This window comes from Paraburkholderia nodosa, assembly GCF_001718195.1.
GTDB classification, from domain to species: Bacteria; Pseudomonadota; Gammaproteobacteria; order Burkholderiales; family Burkholderiaceae; genus Paraburkholderia; species Paraburkholderia nodosa_A.
Genome location: NZ_MCNV01000002.1, coordinates 578,504 through 603,417, shown reverse-complemented (window position 1 = coordinate 603,417; position 24,914 = coordinate 578,504). Strand labels below are relative to the sequence as shown.

General features: G+C 65.1%; 18 protein-coding genes and 2 pseudogenes. 13 read left to right on the top strand and 7 right to left on the bottom strand.

The window, feature by feature from the left end; translation table 11 throughout:
* Window positions 1-78 precede the first annotated feature (78 nt).
* Window positions 79-597 (top strand): hypothetical protein, encoded by a 519-nt coding sequence (locus BFD71_RS05980; protein ID WP_141710582.1) that lies wholly within the window; start codon window positions 79-81, stop codon window positions 595-597.
* A 131-nt stretch (window positions 598-728) separates the two neighbouring features.
* The gene (locus BFD71_RS05975; RefSeq protein ID WP_069262336.1) at window positions 729-1,109 is read left to right on the top strand and encodes an SHOCT domain-containing protein; all 381 of its coding nucleotides are present in this window, start codon (window positions 729-731) and stop codon (window positions 1,107-1,109) included.
* 85 nt (window positions 1,110-1,194) lie between these two features.
* On the opposite strand, the gene BFD71_RS05970 is transcribed toward BFD71_RS05975, so the two are convergent.
* A complete protein-coding gene (locus BFD71_RS05970; protein WP_069262335.1) occupies window positions 1,195-1,524 on the bottom strand; it encodes an RcnB family protein in 330 nt (109 codons plus the stop codon).
* Window positions 1,525-1,548: 24 nt separating this feature from the next.
* Here BFD71_RS05970 and BFD71_RS42040 point away from each other — a divergent pair, with 24 nt between their 5' ends.
* From BFD71_RS42040 to BFD71_RS05955, 4 genes are all read left to right on the top strand, one after another.
* Window positions 1,549-1,680 carry a hypothetical protein gene (locus tag BFD71_RS42040; RefSeq protein WP_256094503.1) on the top strand — a complete coding sequence of 44 codons (132 nt, stop codon included), beginning with the start codon at window positions 1,549-1,551 and terminating at the stop codon, window positions 1,678-1,680.
* Between the two features lie 295 nt (window positions 1,681-1,975).
* A complete protein-coding gene (locus BFD71_RS05965) occupies window positions 1,976-3,136 on the top strand; it encodes an efflux RND transporter periplasmic adaptor subunit (RefSeq protein ID WP_069262334.1) in 1,161 nt (386 codons plus the stop codon).
* Window positions 3,137-3,148: 12 nt separating this feature from the next.
* Window positions 3,149-6,337 (top strand): multidrug efflux RND transporter permease subunit, encoded by a 3,189-nt coding sequence (locus BFD71_RS05960; RefSeq protein WP_069262333.1) that lies wholly within the window; start codon window positions 3,149-3,151, stop codon window positions 6,335-6,337.
* Window positions 6,330-7,805 carry an efflux transporter outer membrane subunit gene (locus BFD71_RS05955; protein ID WP_069262444.1) on the top strand — a complete coding sequence of 492 codons (1,476 nt, stop codon included), beginning with the start codon at window positions 6,330-6,332 and terminating at the stop codon, window positions 7,803-7,805. Before BFD71_RS05960 ends, BFD71_RS05955 begins: the two co-directional genes overlap by 8 nt.
* A 9-nt stretch (window positions 7,806-7,814) precedes the next feature.
* On the opposite strand, the pseudogene BFD71_RS42035 reads toward BFD71_RS05955, so the two are convergent.
* Together BFD71_RS42035 and BFD71_RS05945 are read right to left on the bottom strand one after the other, a co-directional pair.
* Window positions 7,815-8,027, bottom strand: a pseudogene (locus BFD71_RS42035) (diguanylate cyclase); the annotation flags it as partial.
* Between the two features lie 191 nt (window positions 8,028-8,218).
* Window positions 8,219-10,966 carry a putative bifunctional diguanylate cyclase/phosphodiesterase gene (locus tag BFD71_RS05945; protein ID WP_069262331.1) on the bottom strand — a complete coding sequence of 916 codons (2,748 nt, stop codon included), beginning with the start codon at window positions 10,964-10,966 and terminating at the stop codon, window positions 8,219-8,221.
* A gap of 383 nt (window positions 10,967-11,349) precedes the next feature.
* Here BFD71_RS05945 and BFD71_RS05940 point away from each other — a divergent pair, with 383 nt between their 5' ends.
* On the top strand, window positions 11,350-13,071 hold the full coding sequence (locus BFD71_RS05940) for a dihydroxyacetone kinase family protein (protein ID WP_069262330.1): 1,722 nt from the start codon (window positions 11,350-11,352) through the stop codon (window positions 13,069-13,071).
* 366 nt (window positions 13,072-13,437) lie between these two features.
* The gene (locus BFD71_RS05930; RefSeq protein WP_069262328.1) at window positions 13,438-14,427 is read left to right on the top strand and encodes a zinc-dependent alcohol dehydrogenase family protein; all 990 of its coding nucleotides are present in this window, start codon (window positions 13,438-13,440) and stop codon (window positions 14,425-14,427) included.
* A 37-nt stretch (window positions 14,428-14,464) separates the two neighbouring features.
* Here BFD71_RS05930 and BFD71_RS05925 read toward each other — a convergent pair.
* Window positions 14,465-15,065 (bottom strand): annotated as a pseudogene (locus BFD71_RS05925) (metallophosphoesterase family protein); the annotation flags it as partial.
* A gap of 10 nt (window positions 15,066-15,075) precedes the next feature.
* Between BFD71_RS05925 and BFD71_RS40335 the strand changes: the two are divergent.
* On the top strand, window positions 15,076-15,234 hold the full coding sequence (locus tag BFD71_RS40335) for an SDR family oxidoreductase (protein ID WP_141710581.1): 159 nt from the start codon (window positions 15,076-15,078) through the stop codon (window positions 15,232-15,234).
* 20 nt (window positions 15,235-15,254) lie between these two features.
* Here the strand turns inward: BFD71_RS40335 and BFD71_RS05915 are convergent, their stop codons facing one another.
* The 3 genes from BFD71_RS05915 to BFD71_RS05905 all read right to left on the bottom strand — a co-directional run bounded on the left by BFD71_RS05915 (window position 15,255) and on the right by BFD71_RS05905 (window position 18,631).
* Entirely contained in the window at window positions 15,255-15,569 is a 315-nt protein-coding gene (locus BFD71_RS05915) for a high-potential iron-sulfur protein (protein WP_069262325.1), read from the bottom strand.
* 19 nt (window positions 15,570-15,588) lie between these two features.
* A complete protein-coding gene (locus BFD71_RS05910; RefSeq protein WP_069262324.1) occupies window positions 15,589-16,809 on the bottom strand; it encodes a c-type cytochrome in 1,221 nt (406 codons plus the stop codon).
* Between the two features lie 94 nt (window positions 16,810-16,903).
* On the bottom strand, window positions 16,904-18,631 hold the full coding sequence (locus BFD71_RS05905) for a methanol/ethanol family PQQ-dependent dehydrogenase (protein ID WP_069262323.1): 1,728 nt from the start codon (window positions 18,629-18,631) through the stop codon (window positions 16,904-16,906).
* A 406-nt stretch (window positions 18,632-19,037) separates the two neighbouring features.
* Between BFD71_RS05905 and BFD71_RS05900 the strand changes: the two genes are divergently transcribed.
* The 4 genes from BFD71_RS05900 to pqqB all read left to right on the top strand — a co-directional run bounded on the left by BFD71_RS05900 (window position 19,038) and on the right by pqqB (window position 24,913).
* Window positions 19,038-21,353, top strand: coding sequence for a TonB-dependent receptor (locus tag BFD71_RS05900; RefSeq protein WP_069262322.1), 2,316 nt, complete (start codon window positions 19,038-19,040; stop codon window positions 21,351-21,353).
* A gap of 280 nt (window positions 21,354-21,633) precedes the next feature.
* The gene (locus tag BFD71_RS05895; RefSeq protein ID WP_069262321.1) at window positions 21,634-23,622 is read left to right on the top strand and encodes a sigma-54-dependent Fis family transcriptional regulator; all 1,989 of its coding nucleotides are present in this window, start codon (window positions 21,634-21,636) and stop codon (window positions 23,620-23,622) included.
* Between the two features lie 226 nt (window positions 23,623-23,848).
* Window positions 23,849-23,923, top strand: a complete 75-nt coding sequence (gene pqqA, locus BFD71_RS38940; RefSeq protein WP_006410019.1) for a pyrroloquinoline quinone precursor peptide PqqA — start codon at window positions 23,849-23,851, stop codon at window positions 23,921-23,923.
* A gap of 66 nt (window positions 23,924-23,989) precedes the next feature.
* The gene (pqqB, locus tag BFD71_RS05890; RefSeq protein WP_069262320.1) at window positions 23,990-24,913 is read left to right on the top strand and encodes a pyrroloquinoline quinone biosynthesis protein PqqB; all 924 of its coding nucleotides are present in this window, start codon (window positions 23,990-23,992) and stop codon (window positions 24,911-24,913) included.
* Window position 24,914 lies beyond the last annotated feature (1 nt).

Genomic DNA, 24,914 nt, shown 5'->3' with positions numbered 1-24,914 from the left:
AGCCTATAATTCGGCAAGAATACGCGCAAGTCAGATATGCCGAGCTATGTAACCGTATTGACGCAGTTACATTCGAATATGAAAAAGCGTGCTATTTTTCCGATTGCCAGTTCAACGCTTCTCGTCACGGCGGGAATTTTCTGCATCGTCTTGTCACTCTCGACAAGGTCCCTGATCGGAACGCTTTTCATCGCAAGGATGCTGCTGTTCTGCGGCTTCGTGCATGCCTTGAATCTGTTCACGACGAAGGACTGGAAACTCGCTATCAGGCGCATTCCGCCAGTCATCGTGCCCATACTCATCGGCATTCTCATTCTGGTCAATGACAGCGCACGGGCTCGCGGGCTTACCGTGATGCTGATGATCTTTTTCGTGCTCGACGGCTTCTTCAAGATCATTGCTTCCGTCGGGCAGGACGTGAAGATCAACAACATCGGCATTGTCAGTGCGGCGCTGTCTTTCCTGCTCGCCATTTTTCTGGCCGCCAATTTCCCGAGCGTGCCGTTGCCCTTGCTCGGATTGTTCCTCGGGCTGGATCTCATTTCCATGGCCGTGGTGCCGTTTGGCGGCCGGGAGCGCAGGCGCGACCTGATCTGACCTGACGAAAGCGCAGTCGGCGGCCGCGTCACGGCCGCGCATCACGTTTCGCGCGCACACGGTATCGCCATCGATGCCCGTGTCAGTGTGCGGTTGCCGTTTTACACACGCAAAACCGACGGAGGCGATTCATGATCTTCGCAAATGGCTTTACGTTTTCGAACTTTATTATCGATACGTTTTCGATATTCATGTTCATTCTGTGGTTCTGGCTGTTCATCACGATCACGAGCGACCTGTTCCGTCGAACCGATATATCGGGCTTCCTGAAGATCGTCTGGGTGATCTTTCTGATTGTTTTGCCCTATATTGGCATATTTGCCTATGTCCTCACGCAAGGCAGGGACATGGCGCATCGCAACCAGGAACGGGCGCAGAAGGCGCGCGAAGAACTGCGCCACATAGTGGGCTACAGTGTCGCGGACGAAATCGAGAAGCTCGACAAGCTGAAAACGACAGGCTCGATTACCGACGACGAGTACAAGCGCCTGCGCGCGCGGCTCGTCGAATGAGAAGGGCGGCAGGCATGGCAACCGTCCATGCCTGAATCATGCAGCAAGCGCGGGCTACGGCAACGTAGCCCGTCGCGTCATCCGGTCATTCAGTACCCGAAACGATCTTCGAGATCCTCCAGTTGCTTCTCGTCACCAGCACGTAGTCGCCGTTCACGCCGAGCCATTGCTGGCCGCGCTTCGGTGCGTCCAGGTTATGCGACTTCCAGTCTTTCATCTGGTAGTTGTAATGCCGATACTTCGAGGGAACCTGTTGGCCCTCATGCCAGTCGCGATGCGGCATGGTCGGCATGACCTGCTGGCGACCTGTCCCCTGGCTTTGGTCTGCACCCGATGCTGCGTCTTGCGCCATTGCGGAAGAGGCAACACCGAGGAGGAGCGCAGCGATGACTGAGAGGACGAGTTGGCTTTTCATGATTCGATCTCCGGAGGCAAGAAGATGATTGACGTCACCATGACTATGGCTTCTTCGGTTATAGAACATCCCGAAATCCGTGATATCCAGTTGTGCGAACGTGCCCTTAAAAGCGTATGGGCAAAGGCTGGAAAACGAACGAATCTAGCGGTGTGAATAAGGGTGTGAAGCGTCTATCCATAGTAGTAAACGGAATTCCGACTTCAAGTAATTTACGAGTGGTTGATTTTGCGGCGGTTTTGCGTAATTCCTGTGAATGCATGAAAGCGCTGCTTGTTAGATAACGATCGAAACGTTATGCGTTTTTCGCGCGCTTGAGCATTCGCGAATTGCGCACATCGGGAGCTCTGATTTGCAGTTTGAGTGAACATCGCAATGATCCGGTCGGGTACGGCGCAATGAGCCATTCGGGGCGCGCGCGTACCGTCTCTATTTTTCGGTGGAGCCTCGCGTGCCAAACTGCGAACCCAGACGCTGCAGACCGTGGCTGATCGGTATTGCGGCAGTGTTGCTGCTCGCGGGCAACGGTTGCCGCGACAGGCAAGCTCAGAGCGGCGCGGCGCCACCGCCGCCGAGCGTGCTCGTCGTAACGGTTGCGGCGCAAACGATTCCCCGCGAGATCGAACTGCCGGGGCGGATCGAAGCGATCCGTTCGGCGGAAGTGCGCGCACGCGTGGACGGGATCGTCGAGCGGCGGCTCTTCGAGGAGGGCACCGACGTGCGCGCCGGGGCGCCGCTCTTTCTGATCGATTCGCGCGACTACGAGGCTGCATTGCAGCAGGCCCAGGCCGCGCTCAACCGGGCCCGGGCCGTGCAGGGCAATGCGGCCTCGGAGGTGGCGCGCTTCAAGCCGCTGGTGGCGCGCCAGGTCGTGAGCGCCCAGGAGTTCGAGGCCGCGACGGCCGCACTGCAGCAGGCCGACGCGAATGTTGCGGATGCACGCGCCGCGGTGACGCTCGCGCAGCTTCGCCTCGATCGATGCACGGTTCGCGCGCCGATCGCGGGCCGTGTGGGGCGCGCGCTCGTCACCGAAGGCGCGCTGGTCAGCGCTGCGGGCGCAACCTTGCTTACGCAGGTCAACCAGCTAACGCCGGTGAATGCCGTTTTTACGCAGTCGAATATTTCGTTGCTGGAAGTACGCAAACAGATCGCCTCAGGCACGCTCGCGGCGCCGGCCGCCCGCGCGCAAGTGTGGCTCACGCTCGGGAACGGCGACGACTATGGCGAGCCGGGCGTGCTCGACTTCACCGATCTCGTCGTCGATCCTTCCACCGGGACGCAGGTGCTGCGCGCGCGCTTCAGCAATGCATCGCGCATCTTGTTGCCGGGGCAGTTCGTGCGCGGGCGCGTCGTGATCGGGACGATACCGAACGGCCTCGTCGTCCCCGCGCGCGCCGTGCAGTTCGACAGCAACGGTGCGAACCTCTCGCTCGTCGCCGACGACGGCACCGTCGTGCGCCGCAATGTCGTGCTCGGCCCGCAGGAAGCGGGGCAATGGGTCGTGAAGGATGGGCTGGAGCCGGGTGAGCGCGTCATCGTCGACGGCTGGCAAAGGGTGCAGCCGGGGCAGCGCGTGGACGCCCACCCCTTCACCGCGCCGGCCCACTCCTGAGCGGCGCGCCTCATGAACCGATTCTTCGTCTACCGGCCAGTCTTCGCGTGGGTCGTTGCGCTCTTCGTCACGCTCTTCGGCGCCCTCGCGCTCATGCTGCTGCCGGTCGAGCAGTACCCCGACGTCGCGCCGCCCTCGCTCACGATATCGGCGGTCTATAGCGGTGCCGACGCGAACACGCTGGACCGCACGGTGACGTCGATCATCGAAGACGAGATGAACGGCGTCGAGAATTTCCTCTACATGTCGTCGCAGAGCCGCTCGAACGGCACGGCGCAGATCACCGTCACGCTCAGGCCCGGCACGAATCTCGACGTCGCGCTCTCGCAGGTCCAGGACCGCCTGAGCCGCGTGGAGCCGCGCCTGCCGCTGGAGGTGAGGCAGGTGGGCGTGAGCGTCACGAAGGCGTCGTCCGGCTTTCTGATGCTCATTGCGCTGCAGTCCGCCGATGGTTCGATCCCGGCTGTCGAGCTGGGCAACTTTGCGGCCAATAACATCGTCAACGAATTACGCCGCATTCCCGGCGTCGGCGATGCACAGCTGTTCGGTTCGTCGTATGCCATGCGGATCTGGATCGATCCGGAAAAACTGAGCAGCTTCGGGATTTCGGCAATCGAAGTGATGACGGCCATCCAGGAGCAGAACAGCCAGACTGCGGGCGGCAGCCTCGGCGACCAGCCCATTGCGCCGGGCGCCGAACTCAATGCGCAGATCGTCATGCGCGGCCGCTTTTCTACGCCCGAGCAGTTCCGCGAGGTCATCGTGCGCTCGAACCCGGATGGCTCGACGGTGCGTGTGGGCGACGTCGCACGCGTGGAGCTGGGCAACGACAGCTATGGCTTTCGCTTTCGCGTGAACGGCAGGGAGTCCGCCGGGATCGCCATCCAGCTTGCGAGCGGAGCGAACGCGCTGGCCGTGGCGAGCGCCGTCCGGCAGCGCCTCACGCAATTGCAGCCGACTTTCCCGAAGGGCGTGGCATGGGTCGTGCCGTTCGACACGACGCCGTTCATCACGACCTCGCTGAGCGGCGTGCTGCGCACGATGGTCGAGGCGTTGCTGCTCGTGACGGTCATCGTGTTCCTCTTCCTGCAGAAATGGCGCGCGACGCTCATCCCCACGTTGGTCGTGCCGATCGCGCTGATCGGCACGTGTGTCGGTATTTATTTGTTCGGACTCTCCATCAATCTGCTTTCGCTGTTCGCCATGGTCGTGGCGATCGGTATTCTCAACGACGACGCGATCGTGGTGGTGGAAAGCGTCGAGCGCGTGATCCAGGAAGAGGGACTCGGTTCGCGGCGCGCGACCGTCAAGGCCGTCGGGCAGATTGCGGGCGCCGCCATTGCGAGCACACTCGTGCTCATTGCGGTGTTCGTTCCCATGGCGTTTTTTCCGGGCTCGACGGGCGCGATCTATCGCCAGTTCTCGGTCACGCTCACCGTTTCGATCTTTCTGTCGACCCTGCTCGCGCTGACGCTGGGCGTGGCCATGTCGGCAACGCTGCTGGGCAGCCGGACGAAGACCAGTGACGGCACGGGCAAGCCCGCAGCCACACACTGGCCGGCCCGCATGCAACAGCGCGTGTTCGATGCCTTCAATCGCGGCATGGAAAACGCCACCGAGCGCTACGTGCTGGCCGTGCAGGCCATGCTGCGCAAGCCGGTGCGTTGGCTCCTCGTCTTCGTCGTGGTGTGCGCGGCGACCGGTTTCTTCTTCACCCAGTTGCCGCGCGGCTTCATTCCGGGCGAGGACCAGGGGCACATTTTCGTCGCGTACACGGCGGCGCCCGGCGCGACGGCGCAGCGCACGCAACAGGTCGTCGATCAGGTCGAGGCCTTTCTCAGGCAGCAGCCGCAGGTGCGCAATATCGCATCCGTCACGGGATTCAGCTTCTTCGGCCAGGGACAGTCGGCGGCAATGTCGTTCGTCGACCTGAAGCCGTGGTCGGAGCGGCCGGGCGCGGCCAATTCTGCGGGGGCGCTGGTGGCGCGCGCGAACGCAGCGTTGCGCAATATTCCTCAAGCGCTCGTCTTCGCGCTCGATCCGCCGGCCATTCCCGCGCTCGGCAATGCGAGCGGCTTCACGATGAAGATACTCGACCGCAGCGGCGTGGGCGGCGCGGCGCTGCAGCAGGCGAGCGCGCGCATGCTGGCGGAGGCCGCGCGCAGTCCCTTGCTGGTGGGCGTGCGTCCCGACGGTTTGCCGCCCGCGCCGCAGCTCTATGTCGATATCGACCGCGTGAAGGCGCGCGCGCTGGGGCTGCAGATCGGTCAGGTGAACAGCGCGCTCGCGCTCGCATTCGGTTCGAACTACGTGAACGATTTCGTCTACGAGGGGAACGTGCTGCGCGTGCTCATGCAAGCCGACGCCGACCAGCGCATGCGGCCCGAGGATATCGGCGCGCTGCGGCTGCGCAACAACGTGGGGGAGTTGGTGCCGTTCTCGGCGTTCACGAGCGTGCACTGGAGCGCGGGACCGCAGCAGGTCGAACGCTACAACGGCTTTCCCTCGGCCACGATCTCCGGGCAGGCGGCGCCGGGCCGTTCGAGCGGCGCGGCACTCGCGGAGATGGAGCGCATTGCTGACCACGTGCTTACCGGCAGCCTGACCTACGAATGGACCGGCACGGCGTTCGAGGAACAGCAGGCGGCCGGGCAGATCGGTGCGCTGCTGCTGCTTTCCCTCGTCGTGGTGTTCCTGCTGCTCGCCGCGCTCTACGAGAGCTGGGCGATTCCCGTTGCCGTGCTGCTCATCATTCCGCTGGGCGTGCTGGGCGCGGTTCTCTTCACCATGGCGCGGCGTTTTTCCGCAGACATCTACTTCAATATCGGCCTCGTGACCATCATCGGGCTCGCGGCGAAAAACGCCATTCTGATCGTGGAGTTCGCGATCAAGGAGGAGGCCGGTGGCAGCGATACGGTGAGCGCAGCGGTGAACGGTGCGCGCCAGCGCCTGCGGCCGATCCTGATGACGAGCGTGACCTTCGTGCTCGGCATGCTGCCGCTCGTGCTCGCCACGGGCGCGGGCGCGGCGGGCAGGCAGGCGGTGGGCACGGGCATCATGGGCAGCATGCTCACGGCCACGCTGTTCGGTATCTTCTTCACGCCCGTGTTCTATGTGGTGGCGCGCCGATGGTTGAGCCGCAAACGGACGCGCGACGATGACGAAGCAGACGCGCGGCCCGCGGGAGCGCACGATGCTTAAGACTGCCAGGTGGACGGCGATCACCGCGTGCCTGACGCTCGCGTCGTGCAACTTCGCGCCTCGCTACCAGCAGCCCGAATTGCCGGTTGCGCAAAGCTATGAGAGTGCGGATATCGCCGCGCCGGGCGGCGAGCGGCTCGCCTCGGAGCTGACGTGGGAGACGTTCTTTCGCGACCCGGCGCTCAGGCAGTTGATCGCCATGGCGCTCGCGCATAACCGCGATCTGGCGGCATCGGTTGCGCGCATCGGGCAGGCTCAGGCGCTTTATCGCGTGCAGCGCTCCGCGCAGTTTCCGCAAGTGGCCGTGGGCGCGGACGCAACCCGCACCAAAACCCCGCTCAACTCCATCGAGCCCGAGCTGCCCAACAACAACACGTCGATTCACGTCAACCAGTACAGCGTGCAGGTGGCCGTCACGTCGTTCGAACTCGACTTCTGGGGGCGCGTGGCCAACCAGAGCGAGTCGGCGCGGCGAAACTATCTCGCGACGGTGGAGGCGAACGAAGCGTTTCGCCTCTCGCTCATCAGCAATGTGGCCGCGACGTACTACGCGATCCTTTCTGGCAACGAGGGCATCGACCTCGCGCAGCACACGCTGCAAACGCGCCAGTATGCGCTGGAGGTCGCGCGGCTGCGCCTCGAAGCGGGCGCGACCTCGCTCGTGGACTACGAGCAGGCGCGCATTCTCGTTACGCAGGCACAGACGCAGCTTGCCGAGCTGCAAAGAACGACAGGCCAGCAGCGCGATCAGTTGGCGGTCCTGATCGGCGGTCCCTTGCCGGATGCCGCGGACATGACGCAACGCCACGCGCTGGCCGACGCGGACCAGTTCGGCACGCTCGACGCGGGCCTGCCTTCTTCGCTGCTGGCGCTGCGCCCCGATATTCGCGCGGCCGAGCAGTCGTTGCGAGCCGCCGACGCCGATATCGGCGCCGCGCGTGCGGACTATTTTCCGCGTGTTTCGCTCACGGGCAATTTCGGCTATGTGTCTCCCGAGTTGAGCGACCTGTTCGTGCCCGGCAAGCAGGCATGGCTCATCTCCGGGTTCGTCGCGCTGCCGATCTTCGACGCGGGGCGCCGCAGCGCGCAAGTGCGTCTGTCCGAAGCGCGTCAGACCGAACTCGTGGCGAACTACCAGAAAGCCGTTCAGGTGGCGTTCCGCGAAGTCTCCGACGCGCTGATCGCGCGCCAGCGCCTGCAGGAGCAAATCGCGGCACAGGAGCGCGCGGTGGCCTCCGAGTCGCGCCTGGCGGAGGCCGCGGAACTGCGCTACGAGAACGGCATTTCCATCTACCTGGAAGTGGTCGATGCGAAGCGCAGCCTGTTCGCGGCGCAACAGCAACTGATCCAGCTACGCGCTGCGGCGCTGCAAAACGGCGCTTCGCTCTATGTGGCGCTGGGAGGCGGGCAGGACGCGCGCCCGGCCGAGCACGCAGGCGCCGCTTCCGGTAGTGTCGTCACCCCGTAGCCGCGCGGGTCAAGCGCCACACATGGCGACGCGGTTGCGGCCGCGCGCTTTCGCATCGTACAGCGCCTGATCCGCCGCCTGGATGACCTGCGTGACATCGACATCCCGATCCGGCGACCAGCTTGCGTAGCCGATGCTTGCTGTGACGCGCCCGTACTCGCTGCCCGCATGCTCGATCGCGAGGTCGCTGATCGCATGGCGGATTTGCTCGGCGATCGCGCTCGTAAAGCTCGAGGTTGCGCTCGATGTCGCGTTGGGCGATGAGCGCAACGTTGCGCGAGTTCTCCCGGGCGCGCTCCAGAGCGTCGTGGCGGCTCTCGTAGAGCACCGTCGCACAGAGCGACGCCATGATGAAGGCGACCGCGAGGCTGCCATAGAAAATCGCGCGCGGCCCGGTGAGCCATCTGAGCAGGTTAGCGCTGGTGAACGCCGGCCGCATGGCTCCCTTCCAGATAAGACTGCGCGCTCGCTGCGTCCACAGGGCGAGAGAACCAGTAGCCCTGTGCCTCGTTACAGCCGTTCTCGATCAGGAATTCCAGTTGCCGCAGCGTTTCCACGCCCTCCGCCACCACACGCATGCCGAGCGTATGGCCGAGCGCGAGCACAGCCTTCACGATGACCTCGTCCGCGCGCGAGTGGCCAATGCCCTTTACGAACGACATGTCGAGCTTGAGGCGATCGGGCATGAAGCTGCGAATATAGCCGAGGCTAGAATAGCCCGAGCCGAAGTCGTCGATGGCGACCGAGAGCCCCATCTCGCGAAGGGCACGCAGCGTGGCGAGCGAACGGGGCGCCATGAGCACGCCTTCGGTGATTTCCAGCTCGATATTGCGCGGGCTCACGCCGGTACGCGCCAGCGTTTGCGCCATCATCGCGGGTAAGTCCGCACGCACGAACTGGACCGGCGAAACGTTGACCGAAACCACGATGTCCGGGTGCTCGCGCGCCCATTCGCGGGCCTGGCGGCAGGCCTCCTCGAACACGAACTCGCCGATCTGCACGATCAGGCCGTTTTCCTCGGCGAGCGGCACGAACAGCGCCGGGCTCACCTGGCCGCGCTCTGCGTCGTGCCAGCGAACGAGCGCCTCGAAACCCATCGTCTCGCCTGTCCTCGGGTTGACTCTCGGCTGCCACGCAACGGCAAACGCGCGCGACGCCACGGCTAGCCGCAACGCCTGCGCGAGGCTCGCCCGCTCCAGGTTCTGCATAGCGATAGCCATGTCGAATACCTGCATGCTGCCGGGTCCCATCGACTTGGCGCGGTACATGGCGGAGTCCGCATATTTGAGCAGCGAGTCGGGATCGCTCGAATGATCGGGGAACACGGCGAGGCCGACACAGGCGAGCGGCACGATGACCTTGTTGCCGATCAGCATGCCATGTGTCAAGGATTCCTGCATGCTTGCCGCTGCGGCGACGAAGTGATCGACGCTGCCCCGGCCGTACAGCACGGCGACGAACTCGTCGCCCGCATAGCGGGAAACCATTTCGCCCTGGGCGATATTGGCGGAAAGGCGGCGCGCGACTTCGCACAATACCTCGTCGCCCGCGGTATGGCCGAGCGAGTCGTTGATCTCCTTGAAGTTGTCGAGGTCGATGAACACCAGCGCGAACTTCTGCTGCGCGTCGAGCGCCGTGCGGACCAGTTCGCGCAATCGCGCCTTGAGGCCGAGCCGGTTCGGCAGATGCGTGAGCGAGTCCTCGTTGGCCTGCAGGCGCAACTGCTCCTGATAGCGGATGCGCTCGGAAACGTCGTTGAACACGGTCACGCAGTGCGTGGGGCGATTGCGCTCGTCGAGCACCGGCGCGACATGCAGCTCGATCCAGTAGGGCGAGCCGTCGGGCCGGCAGCATTTGAGCAGACCCTCGCCTTCGCGCTCCGATTGCATGGCAGTGCGAACGATATTGGCATCGGCGCACGCTTTATCGCAATCGAGCATGTCCCAGTGCCCGGCGCCATTCGCTGTAGACACGGCGCGGCCGGTGATGCGCTCGAACGCCGCGTTGGCGTACGTAATGATGCTTTCGCCATCGACCTTTTGCGAAATGATCACAGCGTTTCTCGAAGCCTCCAGCGCCCGGCTGCGAATGCGCAAATGCTCTCTCGCCTGTTCGTGCGCGGTGACGTCGTGCGCAGTGATGAAACACGCGTCCTGACCCGCATAGTCCAGCAGATGCCAGGCGATATCGACGTGGATCACTTCTCCGTCGATGCGCACGTGCCGGCGCACGCCGCCTGCTCCGCTTTGCGCCCCGGAATTGACGTAGCCGTGCAGATCGCGGCGGAACGCACCGGTTTCGGCCTGCAGGCGGAGTTGCTCGACCGACATGGCCCTGAGTTGTTGAAGGCTCGCGCCGTATTGGCGCTGGGCCGCGGCGTTGGCGGTGAGGATCGCGTAGGAGCGCACATCGAAAATGAGCATCGCAACCGGATGCTGCTCGAAGTACTCGCGAAAGCGCCGCTCGGCCTCGAGCGCGACGATCTTCGCGGCGCTGCGGGAAAGCGCGGCGCGGTGGCTCGTAAACAACGTGAAGAGCAACAGCAATGCGCCGGCTGTCGCCGTGCCGATCAGCGAGATCTTTTGCCGCGCGAGCTGCGCCTGCGCGCTGAACTGCACGACCTTGATCTGCTCGCGCTGCTCGGAGCGCAGCTCGGTGAGCAGCGACATGATGGAGCTGAGCGTTTCGTTCGCGCGCTGCATCAGGGCGGGGTCGAGCCTCGCGCCCGCGTCTGCGAGCGCGATATTGCGCGCGGCCGCGTCGAGCTGCTCGGGCCAGATGGCGCTCAACTGCCGCAACTCGCGGATCGTGCGCTCGTTGCGCGGCGCGCCGGCAAAGTCGTGCTCGAGCCGGTCGTAAGTACCGGCCACGACTGCGGCCCGCTTGATCGGCCACGCGCGCGACGTATAGCCCGCCGTGCCCACGCCTTTGAGGAAGTCCGTATTCGCCGCGATGTGCAGCGTGAGCAGGGCTTCGAGTTCCGACGTGGTGTTCAGTTCCTGGCGAAGCCGCGAGTCGGCCGTGCCGCGCGACAGGTTCGCGCTCAGTATCGCGCCGATTGCCACGCAGACGATCAGCGCCACGGCCAGCGCTACGGCGACGCCCTTGCCGGGCGCGCGGGACGGGGCCTGTGGAGGGGTTCCGGATAGTTCTACGTTCATCGCCACGCAACGCGATTCGGCACATCGCCACTCGCGCCGCGTTGCTCGGCCGGAGTGGGCAGGTTACTGGTGAATGCACCCGCATCAGCGCGGGAGGCGGGCAGAGGGGCCATGTGTTCCAGGCATGCAGACCGCGAAGGCACGGCAAGTCCGTGATCGGTCGATACTGTCTGAATAACGGGTATTCCGCGTGCCTCTTTGATGGGTGTTTTTACCTAGAGGCCTGGATGCTGGCGCTACGTGTGGGGCAGGCATCCGGAACGCATTCGATGCCCGTGCTTCAATACGTTCATTGGCGTGAAGGGAGCGCGCACGGTCCCGTCGTTTTGCCCCTCGCTTCTGCCCCTTGTTTTTGCCCCCGGTTACTCGTTCAAGGGACTCTCATGAAGAAACTCGTCAACGATCCGTCGTCAGTGGTGCACGAAATGCTCGAGGGCATTGCGCGTACTGCGCCGCATGTCGCCGTGCTCGGCAACGAAAACGTGCTCGTTCGCAACCCACTGCCCAGCCCGGCCGAGCGCAACGTCGCCGTGATTTCGGGTGGCGGCAGCGGCCACGAGCCCGCGCATGGCGGTTACGTCGGACAAGGCATGCTCACCGCCGCCGTGTGCGGCGAAGTGTTCACGTCGCCCTCCACCGACGCCGTGCTGGCCGCAATTCGCGCGAGCGCGGGTCCGAACGGCGCGCTGCTCATCGTGAAGAACTACACGGGGGACCGGCTCAATTTCGGCCTCGCGGCCGAACTGGCGCGAGCCGAGGGTATTCCGGTCGAAATCGTCATCGTGGCCGACGACGTGTCGCTGCGCGGGCATACGGAGCGCAATCAGCGGCGCGGCATTGCGGGGACGGTGCTCGTGCACAAGATCGCGGGCGCGGCGGCGGCGCGGGGCGACGCGCTGGGCCTCGTGGCCGCGATTGCGCGCGGCGTGGCCGAGAATCTCGGCACGATGGGCGTGGCGCTCGATGGCTGCACGCTGCCCGGCGCTCAGCAAGCCGGCTTTCGCCTCGCCGACGACGAGATCGAACTCGGCATGGGCATCCACGGCGAGAAAGGCGTGGAGCGCACGGTGCCGATGGCGGCGGGCGAATTGACGGAAACGCTGCTCGCCAACATCGTCGAAGACCTGGCGTTGAAAGGCGGCGAGCGCGTGGCGCTGCTCGTGAACGGACTGGGCGCGACACCGGCGATGGAGCTGGCGATCATCATGCGCGATGCATTCGAGAGCCTGAATCGCCGTCACGTGACCGTCGAGCGGGCATGGACCGGCACGTTTCTCTCGGCGCTCGACATGCCGGGCTGTTCGATCTCCGTGCTGCGGCTCGACGATGCGAAGCTGGCGCTGCTCGACGCCGCCACCGAAGCGCGCGCGTGGCCCGGCGTCGGCACGGTCAACCGGCGAATCCGCATCGAGCCGGCGTTTTCGGCAGCCGATGCGGGCGCCGAGTCGGGCGCGACGCCTGCGGACGCGGCGAGCGTTGCATGGGCGCAGCGTCTGAAGCCGGCGCTCGATGCCGTTGCGCACGCATTGATCGAGAACGAAGCGATTTTTACGGACCTCGATTCCCGAGCCGGCGACGGCGATCTGGGCGCGAGCATGCAGCGCGCCGCGCAGGCCATGCTCGCCCTACCCCCGGGCGCGCTCGGCTCGCCGGGCAGCGCGCTCGCCGCGCTCGGCACGGCATTGCGCCGTGCGATAGCAGGCAGTTCCGGGCCGTTCTACGCAACTGCGCTGTTGCGCGCCTCGCGCACGCTCGGCGAGCAAGCGCAGCCCGGCGCGCTGGATTGGGCGGCAGCCATGCGCGCTGCGGCTCAGGCGATCAGCGAACTGGGCGGCGCGAAACCCGGCGACCGCACGATGCTCGATGCGCTCGTACCCGCCGTCGATGCGTTGGAAAGCGCCTTAAAGTCGGCGCGCCCTGTGGGCGAGGCGTGGGCGCAGGCGGTGAGCGCCGCGGAGTCCGGTGCGAAAAGCACGGCGCAAATGACGCCGCGCGCGGGCCGGGCAAGCTATCTCGGCGCGCGGGCGATCGGGACGCCCGATGGCGGGGCGGTGGTGGTGGCGTGCTGGCTCAAGGCGCTGCAGCCGCATATCGGCGCGGCGTGAGGCGCGGCAGCGGCCCAGCGCGTGGCTCAGAGCACTTCGAAAATGCTGTAGCGCGGGCCGCCCGGAACGGACGGCACGATGCGGACGCGGCGCAACGAGCATTGCGCCGCCGTGCGCCCGCCGATTGTCCAGCAGACGGCGTCGCGCCGAAGCGATCGTGGCGTTTGGCAGGCATTTCTCGTCAAACCCGAACTTGCCGTATCGTCTGAAGCACAAACTGCCGCTTACGCCCTATGTGCGCGCAGCATTCCGGGGCAGCGACGAAAAGCATGACCCGGATTTCCCGAATCATCAGTCGAACTCGCAGGCCGCGGTGAGCCTGTGATGCGCCCATTACGTCCTCATCAATCGAAGCAGGAGTCAGTCATGTCACGCACAGTCAGGTTTGCACAAGCAGGTGGCCCGGAAGTACTGCAATTCGTGGACGAACCGGTACGCGCCCCTGGCCCCGGCGAAGTTCGCATCGACGTGAAAGCCATTGGCCTGAATCGCGCGGAATCGATGTGGCGCGCCGACCAGTACATCGAGCCCGTGCGCTTTCCGGCAGGACTCGGGTACGAAGCGGCCGGCATCGTCGACGCCGTGGGCGAGGGAGTAGTCGGCATCGCACCGGGAGACAAGGTCAACGTGATCCCGTCGTTTTCGATGAATCAGTACTTCACATATGGAGAAAGCATCGTCGTGCCGGACTATGCAGTCGTCAGGCATCCTGAATCGCTTTCGTTCGCTGAGGCCGCGTCGGTGTGGATGATGTTCGTCACCGCATACGGCGCGTTGATCGAAGATGCGAAGGTGGGCGCCGGCGATTACGTCGTCGTGCCGGCCGCGTCGAGCAGCGTCGGACTCGCGGCGATCCAGATCGCGAACTACGCCGGTGCGACGTCGATCGCAGTCACGCGTCACGCCGCCAAGAAACAGCCGTTGCTCGACGCAGGCGCGGCGCACGTGGTCGTGACCGACGAGACGGATCTGCTGGACGAAATCATGCGCATCACCGGCGGCAAGGGGGCGCGTGTCGTTTTCGATCCGGTCGGTGGCCCGAACTTCGCGAAGCTGATCTCGGCGCTGTCTTTCCAGGGGATCGCGTATCTCTACGGCGCGCTCGATGAACGTGCCACGACGCTGCCCGTGCTGGAGATGATCGCGAAGGTCGTGAGCGTGAAGGCCCACAACATCTGGCTCACCAGCGGCGACGCAGAGCGCCGCAAGGCCGCGGTGGAATACGTGCTAAAGGGACTCGAAAGCGGCGCGCTCAAGCCCGTCATCGATCGCACGTTCACGTTCGACCAGATTGTGGATGCACACCGCTACCTCGAAACCAATGGGCAGTTCGGCAAGATCGTGGTGACGGTGTAGTCTGCCGATGCGCGGCGCCCAGCATCGGCAAAAACGATCAGCAATAACCGGTGCGAAGCGCCGCTGCCCAGTCGGGCCGGCCATTGGCGGCCGCACGTTCGGCCGCCGCGTGCCCGTCGTACTCCACGGCGCGAAACTCCACGTCCCAGCCGCGCGCGGTACGGGTGACGCTCGCGTCGCGCGCATGCGGCGTCCCCGTTTCCATACGATGCGCAAACGGATGCGTGTCTTCGTATGCGGGCAGGCCGACGCTGCCTGGGTTTACGATGAGGCGGCCGTCGGCCAGCTGCATCGTGCGCGCGAGATGCGTATGGCCGCACAAGATCAACGCCGCCTCGACTTCGGCCGCGCGGCGTCTGACCTCGCTATGCGTGGCCGTTCGGCATCCGCTGGCCGTGACGGTTTCGAGGAAACAGGAGAGGTCGTCCTGCGGCGTGCCGTGCACGAGCAGCACGTCGCTTTCGAGCCATAGCGTGGCAGGCAATGCGCCGACCCATTCCAGCTGTGCTTCGCTCAGCACGCCGCGCAAAGCGGTCCGATGGCCCCATGCGAGTGCCATCCGCGCCAAGCAGCTGTCTTTCGTGGTTGCCGCGTATCGTGGGCAACCCAAGCTGCATCAACCGGTCCGCCGTTTGCGCGATCACCGACATGACCGCCGAGCACATCGAGGTAATTAAACCGCTCATTCCGCTCAAGCGCGCGGCGGACCCGGACGAGATTGCCGGGCTCGTTGCGTGGCTCGCGCGCAAGGAGTCCGGCTATTTGACGGGGTCGAGCCTCACCATCGACGGCGGCATGGCGCTGTGAGCGCGCGTGGTGGCGGGCACTCAGGCCCGTGGGGCGTAGACGTTGCACCAGCCGTCGGCGGCCACTGCCTTGCCCGGGAACATCGGGCACGCGCCCGAGGCGTCGGCCGCCGCGCCGGCATAGAAGCGGCAACTCGCGCAGCGCTGACCCGCTGCGTACTTCGGAAACTTGCCTGCGTCAACGCTACTGGCTTTGGCGCGGTAGCCCAGCGACTTCGCGGTGGTGTCGTTCTCGTCGACGAGGGCGGGGCCCGCGAGTGCGCGCCCGGCCGTGGCGAGCGCGGCGCAAAGACCGGCGGTGTGAAGGATGAAGGTTCTGCGATTGCGGGAGATCATGCTGGTTTCCTGAGTTGCGTTAGTGGCGCGGTCCGGCGTTGAGCGGCGTGGTCGACAATTGCGCGGCTTCGGAAGTGAGCTTCGCATCGCCCGTGTCATAGCCGTTCGTGTAGAGCAGGAAGGCCATCAAATCGGCGTACTCCTGATCGGTCATCTTGCCCGGGCGGTCGGCCGGCATGTTGGTCGACATGTACTGATAGATGCCGCCGATGGTCAAATGCGAATTCGCAGCCGGGGCGAAGGCCGGGCCGCTCAGCGCGGGCGCTGTAATGCCCTCGAGTTGCGCGCCGTGGCATTTCGCACAGGATTCCGAATAAAGATGCTGGCCGTGCTCGACCTGTTCGTGATCGAATGCGGGCGCGTTGCCGCCAGTCGTTGCAGCGACCTTGATGATGGCGCCTGGGCCGTGCATGGCGCTGCGCCCATACGAGGCTTTCGTGCTTTCGAGCGATGGCGCACTCGAATGCGCCTCGCTCGCGGCGCTGTCCGGCAGCGTCCAGCCGCGCGTGAGTGCGGCGAGACGGCCGTCTTCGTTCATGCGTGCAAGGGCGTCGTCGATGCGCGATTGCAGCGCACGCATGCCGGCCCCGGAAGCGAACACGAGATGCCAGTCGGCATACGGCGAGGCCGTCGCCGCGACCGCGAATTGATGTTGCGGATGCGCGCGCTGGTAAGCCACGACGGCCGGATACCAGACGATCGCGCGCTGCGCGCGCCCTTTCGCGACCGCGTCGACGGTCAGTTCGGAGGTGTTCTCCAGGTCGAAGCGCGCGTTCTTCTCCTGCACGGCGATGAGTTGCGACGGGCTCGACCAGGTCGCCGCGACCGTTTCCTTGCCGTCGGCAGCGGGCGTGGCGGCGCGCGGGTGGCGTAGCGTGACGCTGACATAGCCCGAGCGCAAGTAGCCCTGCGAGAAAATCATCTGCGAACCCGACGCATCGGCGACGCTCGAGCGCGGGAAGCCCGCAACGAGATCGCAGTCGCGGCCCAGCGCGCTGGCGAGTTCGTGCGCCGAGATGCCGTCGTCGCCGCCATCGTCGTCGATGCCGTGGGTGACGAACGTCGCAACCACGCCAGCGGTTTTCAGCACGGCGCGCGCGACGGCCTGGTCGAGCGCGGCCGTGGGGCTGCCCGGCAACGTGCAGACACGCACGGCGTTCGCCGCCGCATGGGCGCTGGTATGCGCGCCGCCTGCCGCGAGCGCGGCGGCCACGGCGAGCCAGGTGATCCGGATATTCATGATCGTGTGTTCCAGTGAAGTCGGGGCCGCACGCAAGCGCGGTGGCTTGCGCACAAGCGTGCGGCGAAAGGCGAGAACGTCGTTCAGCCCAGGTTCAGCCCCGGTCCAGTGCGAACACGTAGAGCGTGCCGCCGCGCGGGACATCCTTTGCCACATCGGCCATCGGGCCGCCCCAAATCGGATTCGCGCCGCCGTAGCCCGCAAGCACGGCGACATACTCCTTGCCGTCGACTTCGAACACGGAAGGCTGCGCGATGATGCCGCTCGCGAGCTGCGGGCTTTCCCAGAGCACCTTGCCGGTCGCGACGTCGAACGCATAGAGATGGCCGTCGAGCGAGCCGCTGAACGCGAGACCGCTGGCTGTGGTCGCCACGCCGCCGTTCCAGGGCATCTTGCTCCAGTGGCCCCAGAGCTTCTTGCCGGTGTTCACGTCGATGGCCTGCAGCTCGCCATAGCCTTCGCTGCCCGGTTCAGGCTTGATTTCGAAGCCTTCGCCGAGATAGGGGAGACCTTCCATATAGCTCACCGACTTGCCCGAGAGGCTCATGCACGCGTGCAACGAAGGCACCACGGCAATGTGCCGCTCCGGATCGTAGGACACCGACCACCAGTTCTTGCCGCCCAGAAAGCTCGGGCAGGTATCGATGGTCGTGCCGGCCTTCGGGTATTTCGACGGGTCCTGAATCGGCTTGCCGTCGTCCGTGTAGCCCGTGACCGAGCTCGCCTTCACGAATGGCTCCGCGTAGATCAGCTTGCCCGTTTGGCGGTCGATGGCGTGGAAGAAGCCGTTGCGGTCGGCGTGGATGATGGCGTCGTAATCCTTGCCCTTGTACTGGATGTTCGCGAGGATCGGCGTGTTGACGCCGTCATAGTCCCATGTGTCGTTGCTCGTGTACTGGTAATGCCATTTGAGCTTGCCGTTCTTCGGGTCGAGCGCGAGTAGTGAATCGGAGTACAGATTGTCTCCGGGGCGCAGCGCGGCGAGCCACGGGCCGGGGTTGCCCACGCCCCAGTACAGCGTGCGGCTCGCGGCGTCGTAGGTGCCGGTTAGCCACGCGGCGCCGCCGCCGTGCGCCTGCATGCCGTCGGGCCAGGTCTCCGCGCCTTTTTCGCCTGAGCCCGGAATGGTGTAGCGCTTCCACGCGATCGCGCCGTCGTCGGGGTTCAGCGCGGCGATATAGCCGCGAATGCCGTATTCGCCGCCCGAGGTGCCCACGACGATCGAGCCGTCGAGCGCAAGCGGCGCGAGCGAGAACGCGTAGCCGAGGCCCGGTTCGAACATCTGCTTCTTCCAGACCACGTCGCCGGTCTTCGCGTCGAGTGCGGCGATTTCGCCGCTCAGCATGGCGATATAGACGTTCTTGCCGTACAGCGCCACGCCGCGGTTCACCACGTCGCAGCACGCGGTCTTGAACGACTCCGCGCCGAGCTTCGGCTCGTATTTCCAGAGTTGCGTACCCGTCTTCGCATCGAAGGCGTAGACGTTGTCTTTCGGCGTACTGACGAAGAGATAGTTGCCGTTGACGATGGGCGTCGCCTCGAAACCCTGCTTCAGTTCGGCGGGGAACTGGTAGCTCCACGCCTGTTTGAGCTCGCCGACGTTCGACGCGTCGATCTGCTCGAGCGGCGAGTGCGACTGGCCGTTGTAGCTGCGGTAGTACGTGAGCCAGCCCGGGTCGCTTTGCGCGCGGGTCAGGCGGTCATAGGTCACGGGCGGATAGTCCGAGGCGGCATCCACTGGGCCCGCGTTCAAGGACATCGCCGCTGCGATGGCCATGGCGCAGGTCGCAAGCCGGCTTGCCGCAGCCGAGCGTCTCTTCATCTTCGTCTCCTGAATATTTGTCGATGCACGGCCGGGAAGCGGTCAGGCTGGATGTGCGGGGGATGGGGCCGGTCCGGGTGCGCTGCCGTTCTTGCAAGTCGTATGCCATTCGCCGCGAAGCGTTGCGTGTCGGGCGATGCAGCCCGTTGACCGGCTTCCCGGCGAGGTGCCCCGTGCGTGGCCGATGTGTTGCATTCCGGTACAGGCCGCCGCGAAAAGTGTTGGCGAACGTGACAGTGGGCCGGTCGCGCCGAAGGACGCTGCGCGCAATCGCGCGTGCCGATGCACGCTGGCACGTTCCTGGCTAGATCACGGCAAAGAGGAGACGGTTGTGTGCGCAGCGGTCGGCGCTCGACGCTACGGCGTCGAGCTACACGAGCGCGAAAAAAACAGATGGAGACGAAAGTTGATTCCAAAGAAGGCGGTGGGCGCCAGGCGCGCGTATGCGACGCTCGGCACGAGCCTCGCCCTGGGCGCGCTGTGCAGCGGTACATCCACGCTGGCCGTCGCGCAGGCACAGAGCGCAGCGGATAACAGCGCGGCGAGCGCGACGGCGGCCCCGCTCGTTCTGCCCGCTGTCGTGGTGGTCGGCACGACGCCGCTGCTCGGCATCGGTACGCCGCTCGCGAAGGTGCCGGCCAACGTGCAGACCGTGAACGCGCAGGACATCGCGACACAGCACCGCGAAACGCTGACCGACTTTTTCGCCGCGAACCTGCCGGGCGTGAGTGTGACCGACGCACAAGGCAATCCTTTCCAGATGAACCTGAACTATCGCGGCTTCACGGCCTCGCCGGTGCTTGGCACCCCTCAGGGATTGTCGGTGTTCGTCGACGGCGTGCGCGTGAACGAGCCGTTTGGCGACGTGGTGAACTGGGACCTGATACCGACCGGCGCGATCGACAAGATCCAACTCATTCCAGGCTCGAATCCTGTCTACGGCCTCAACACGCTGGGCGGCGCCATCGCGATCACGACGAAGAACGGGCGCACGAGCCCCGGCGGCGACATCGATCTATCGGGCGGCTCATGGGGACGCAAGAGTGCGCAGTTCGAGCAGGGCGGCACGCTCGGGCCGCATGTTGACTACTACGCGAACGCGAACGTCACAAACGACAACGGCTGGGCCGACCACAACGCGAGCCGCGTGCGCCAGGGATTCGGCAAGCTGCGCTACACCGACGACGACACGACGCTCTCGATCTCGGGCGGCGGCGCGGACAACCAGCTATACGGCAGCCAGACCATTCCGCGCTCGTTTCTGGACAACCCGAAACAGGCCTACACGTTTCCGGACCTGAACCGCAACAGCGTGGGCTACCTCACACTCTCGGGCGAACACTTCTTCAACGACAACGTGGAGTTGAGCGGCAACGCTTACTATCGGCACCTGCGCAACGAGAACGTGAGCAGCAACAACAACACCGATTACGGCTCGATCGACGCGGACGGCGACGTCGATACGCTGGAGGGCAGCAACGTCGATTCCATCGTCACGACGGACAGCTTTGGCGCGAGCCTGCAGCTGACGCTGCTCGGCAAGCTGGGCGGCATCGGGAGCCAGCTCGTTGCGGGCGTGGCGGCGGACTTCGCGAACTCGCACTACGTCTCGTCTTCGCAGGATGCCGCCTTCACGCCCGACCGCGCGACGGTCGGTATCGGCGATTTCGTTCAGCAGACCGATGCAAAAACACGCAACGCTAACTATGGCCTCTACCTGAACGAGACGCTCACGCTCACGCCGCAATGGACGCTCACGCTGTCGGGGCGCTACGACCGGGCGAGCGCGCGCATCGCAGACGAAAGCGGCGTGCAGCCGCTGCTCGACGGCTATCACACGTTCTCGCGCTTCAATCCCGCAGTGGGGCTCAACTGGAATCCGCTGCCCACCGTCACGGTCTACGCGACCTACAACGAAGGCATGCGCGCGCCCACCGCAATCGAGCTTGCGTGCGCGGACCCCGCTGCGCCGTGCTCGCTGCCGAACGACTTCGTGGCCGATCCGGCGCTGCAGCCTGTGGTCTCGAAGACTTTCGAGGCCGGTGCGCGCGGTCGTATCGGCTCGCAGACAACGTGGAGCGCCGCCGCATTCAGCACCACGCTCTCCAACGACATCGAGTTCGTGAGCGCGGCGGGCAGCACGCAGGGCTACTTTCAGAATGTCGGCAAGACGCGCCGCCAGGGTGTCGAGCTGGCGGGTCACACGGCGTTCGGCCCCGTTGGCATCAGCCTGAACTACAGCTACGTGGACGCGACCTACCGCTCGACATGGACCGAACAAAGCTCCGCGAATTCGTCGGCGGATGCGAACGGCGTCATCACGGTGCGGCCGGGCGACCACGTGCCCGGCATTCCGGCGCATGCCGTCAAGCTGCGGCTCGATTACGCGGCCACGGCGCAATGGAGCATCGGCACGAACATCACATGGCGCAGCGGCGTGTATGCGCAAGGCGACGAAAACAATCAGGATGCCAATGGAAAGATCGCGGACTATGTGCTCGTGGATCTCGACACGCGCTATCGCGTCACAAAGCGGCTGGAGGTCTACGCGAACGTGACGAACCTGTTCGACAAGCGTTATGCGAGCTTCGGCGTGCTGGGCCAGAACTTCTTCAACGGGCCCGGCCACACGTTCGACGGCGCGAATCCGGTGAACGAGCAATTCGTCGGACAAGGCGCGCCGCGCGGTTTTTGGGTGGGCCTGCATTACGCATGGGATTGAAGGGATGTGCTGCATATGCGCGCATCGGGGTGAGTCCGCATTCCTCCACGCGGGCCATTTGCGGTAATACACAGGCTGGCGAATCGCTGCGGCGCGTGTTTCGATCGACGCACGTTGCGTTGCATACGGTTCGCTTACACAGCGTGTTGCGCGTCGCGTGCGCGTTCGGCGCAAACCGGCTGGCTGGATTCGATGGCCGGATGGCCCGGAGCTTGCTAATAGAGGACACCGAGAAATACCGAAGTGTCCGGCAAGGTACCGGCCAATCGTGGAGGAGAGCATGCGCGACGACGTACAGATGGCCGCGGGGCAAGCGGTCCAGGTGTCCAATGGCTGGCCCGCACCGGCCATCCAGAAGGCACACGAGCGCTCGGAGACCTTCGGTCTGCGCGCGAGCGCGAGACCGGATTACGACGTGCTTTCGGGTGCGGGCCTCGAGCTCAAGCGCGAGCAGAACCGCGTGCTGTGCATGCATGCCACGCCGGTCATGGAGACGCTGCACGAGCAGATCGTCAACACGCAAAGCATGATCGTGCTGACCAATGCCGAAGGCTTGATCCTGCATTCGATCGGCGACGACGATTTCCTCCAGCGCGCCGAAAAGGTCGCGCTGCGGCCGGGCGCCAACTGGGCCGAGGACCGCCAGGGCACCAACGCGATCGGCACCGCGCTCGCCGAGCGCTGCGCGATGGTCGTGCACGGCGACCAGCATTACCTCGCGGCGAACCGCTTCCTCACCTGCTCGAGCGTGCCGATCTTCGACCCATACGGCGACGTGATCGGCGTGCTGGACGTGACGGGCGATCATCGCAGCTATCACCAGCACACCATGGCGCTCGCGCGCATGTCCGTGCAAATGATTGAGAATCATTTGTTTGCGACGACTTTTCAGGAGACGCTGCAGGTCTCGTTTCATGGCCGCCCGGAATTCCTCGGCACACTCATGGAAGGCATCGCCGCCTTCACCTGCGACGGGCGTTTTCTCTCGGCCAACCGCAGCGCGCAGTTTCAGCTCGGCCTCTCGCTCGCCGCGCTGCGCGCTCATACGCTCTCGTCGCTATTCCAGACCACCAGCGCGCAGCTGATCGACAGTATGCGTGCGGGGTTGGAATCGCACTTCATGCTCAATCTGGCGAGCGGGGCGGTGGTTTGCGCGCGCGTGCAGTTCAGGCGCGCCACGTTGGCCGAAGGCGCCCGACCCGTTGCGGTGCATGGCTCGGCTGTGCAGCCGGCCGCCTATGCAACGGCGCAGCCGCCTTCCATGGGCCTCTCGCGCCTGAGCTACCTCGACACGGGCGATCCGCAAGTGGCGCTCGTGATCGCGAAGGTGCGCAAGGTGATCGGCAAGGACATCCCGGTTCTCGTCACCGGCGAAACCGGCACGGGCAAGGAGCTGCTCGCCCAGGCCATTCACAACGATTCGCCGCGCCGCGACCAGCCGTTCGTGGCGGTGAATTGCGCGTCGATCCCGGAAACGCTGATTGAATCGGAGCTGTTCGGCTACGAGGAGGGTGCATTTACCGGCGCGCGGCGCAAGGGCGCGGTGGGCAAGTTGTTGCAGGCGAACGGCGGCACGCTGTTTCTCGACGAGATCGGCGACATGCCGTATCCGCTGCAAGTGCGCCTCTTGCGTGTGCTGCAGGAGCGCATGGTCAATCCGCTCGGCTCGACGAAGACCATCCCCGTCGATATCTCGATCATCTGCGCGACGCACCGCGACTTGCGAGAGATGATCGCGCAGAACCGTTTTCGCGAGGACCTGTATTACCGGCTCAATGGCCTCGTGGTGCGGCTGCCGCCGCTGCGCGACCGCACGGATCTCGCGGTCGTGATTCAAAAGCTCTTGCACCGGGAATCGCACGGGCGTACCAACGTGCAGCCGCTCAGCGTCGCAGCGGAGGTGATGGCGCTGTTCGAGCGCTGCGCGTGGCCCGGCAACTTCCGCCAGCTCGGCAACCTGCTGCGCACGGCCGCAGCCATGGTCGACGATGACGGCCAGATCCGGCGCGAGCACCTGCCCGACGACTTCTTCGACGATCTGCGCTGCTGCGGCCAGACCCAGGCATTGCCCCCGGCGCATGCCCGCGCGGAGCCGCTGGTGCCGGAGGATGCGCGCCTTGAAGACGTGACCGCCTCGACGATCGCGGCCACACTCGCGCGCCATGGCGGCAACGTGTCGGCTGCGGCGCGGGCGTTGGGCGTGTCGCGCAATACCATCTACCGCAAGATGCCCGCTGCCGATCCCGGTCGCGGTTCGGGCGACGCCTGAAGCGCCATTCGCGCGCGCGGCCAGGCCACTTCCTGTCTCCTCCTCTGTCCCACGGGTGTTGCATCCTGTAGCACCCGTGTTCCGAAACGCAACACTCCTTCCCGCGCCGGCAGCACTGGCCGCATCGAGCGAACGCTGGCTCACACCGGCATGCCCCTTGCTTTAAAGAGACTGGCCGCACATTCGATGCGGTATGCAGCCTCAATCTCAAACAAGGAGACATGTCATGCAGTGGACGACCCCCGCTTATACCGACTTGCGTTTCGGCTTCGAAATCACGATGTATATCGCCAACCGATGAGCGCACGGCAGCGTGCCACCCGCGCGGCTATCAGGGCGTGGCGGGCGGCATGCAGCGAGAACGATCATGAAGATCAGGATACTGGGTTCAGGCGCGGGCGGCGGCCTGCCGCAGTGGAACTGCAACTGCGCGAATTGCCGCCGCGCGCGGCAGGCGTGCAGCGATGTGCTGTCGCGCACGCAGTCGTCGATCGCTGTGAGCGGCGACGGCGTGGACTGGGTGCTCGTCAATGCGTCGCCGGATCTGCTTGCACAGTTGCGCTCGCACCCCGATCTGCAGCCCGCTCGCGCAACGCGCGATAGCGCGCTAGCGGCTGTCGTGCTGACCGACGCGCAGATCGACCACGTAACGGGCCTGCTGATGCTGCGCGAACGCACGTCGCCGTTGCCGCTCTATGCGTGTGCGCCGGTGCTCGACGATCTGTCGAGCGGGTTGCCGCTCGTACCGCTGCTCGGCCACTACTGCGGCGTGGAGGTACATACGGTCGCGCCGGGCGAGCCGTTCACGGTTGCCGCTTGCGCCGGGCTGCGTTTTACCGCGCTGCCCGTGGAGAGCAAGCCGCCGCCATATTCGCCACGCCGCGAGGCATCCGCGCCGGGCGACAATATCGCACTCTTGATCGAGGATATCGCAGCGGGCACGCGTGCGTTCTATGCGCCGGGTCTGGCGCAGATGAGCACCGACGTGCTCGGCACCATGCGCCAAGCCGACCTCGTGCTCGTGGACGGCACGTTCTGGACCACCACCGAAATGATCGACCTCGGCCTCTCGACGAAGCACGCGGTCGACATGGGGCATCTCGCGCAGCGCGGTGACGACGGCCGGCCGGGCATGATCGACTGGCTCGACACGTTGCCGCGCGGCACGCGCAAGGTGCTCACGCATATCAACAACACCAATCCGATTCTCGACCCGCATTCCGTCGAGCACGCCCAACTGCGTGCACACGGCATCGACGTGGCCCACGACGGTATGCAGTTTCAGGTATGAC

Bases quoted from the DNA above. Each gene is read 5' to 3' on its own strand.
- BFD71_RS05955 (WP_069262444.1), top strand. From the start codon at position 6,330: ATGCTTAAGACTGCCAGGTGGACGGCGATCACCGCGTGCCTGACGCTC.
- BFD71_RS40335 (WP_141710581.1), top strand. From the start codon at position 15,076: ATGACCGCCGAGCACATCGAGGTAATTAAACCGCTCATTCCGCTCAAG.
- BFD71_RS42040 (WP_256094503.1), top strand. From the start codon at position 1,549: ATGATTGACGTCACCATGACTATGGCTTCTTCGGTTATAGAACATCCC.
- pqqB (WP_069262320.1), top strand. From the start codon at position 23,990: ATGAAGATCAGGATACTGGGTTCAGGCGCGGGCGGCGGCCTGCCGCAG.
- BFD71_RS05905 (WP_069262323.1), bottom strand. From the start codon at position 18,631: ATGAAGAGACGCTCGGCTGCGGCAAGCCGGCTTGCGACCTGCGCCATG.
- BFD71_RS05910 (WP_069262324.1), bottom strand. From the start codon at position 16,809: ATGAATATCCGGATCACCTGGCTCGCCGTGGCCGCCGCGCTCGCGGCA.
- BFD71_RS05960 (WP_069262333.1), top strand. From the start codon at position 3,149: ATGAACCGATTCTTCGTCTACCGGCCAGTCTTCGCGTGGGTCGTTGCG.
- BFD71_RS05895 (WP_069262321.1), top strand. From the start codon at position 21,634: ATGCGCGACGACGTACAGATGGCCGCGGGGCAAGCGGTCCAGGTGTCC.
- BFD71_RS05975 (WP_069262336.1), top strand. From the start codon at position 729: ATGATCTTCGCAAATGGCTTTACGTTTTCGAACTTTATTATCGATACG.
- BFD71_RS05945 (WP_069262331.1), bottom strand. From the start codon at position 10,966: ATGAACGTAGAACTATCCGGAACCCCTCCACAGGCCCCGTCCCGCGCG.
- BFD71_RS05930 (WP_069262328.1), top strand. From the start codon at position 13,438: ATGTCACGCACAGTCAGGTTTGCACAAGCAGGTGGCCCGGAAGTACTG.
- BFD71_RS05980 (WP_141710582.1), top strand. From the start codon at position 79: ATGAAAAAGCGTGCTATTTTTCCGATTGCCAGTTCAACGCTTCTCGTC.
- BFD71_RS05915 (WP_069262325.1), bottom strand. From the start codon at position 15,569: ATGATCTCCCGCAATCGCAGAACCTTCATCCTTCACACCGCCGGTCTT.
- BFD71_RS05940 (WP_069262330.1), top strand. From the start codon at position 11,350: ATGAAGAAACTCGTCAACGATCCGTCGTCAGTGGTGCACGAAATGCTC.
- BFD71_RS05970 (WP_069262335.1), bottom strand. From the start codon at position 1,524: ATGAAAAGCCAACTCGTCCTCTCAGTCATCGCTGCGCTCCTCCTCGGT.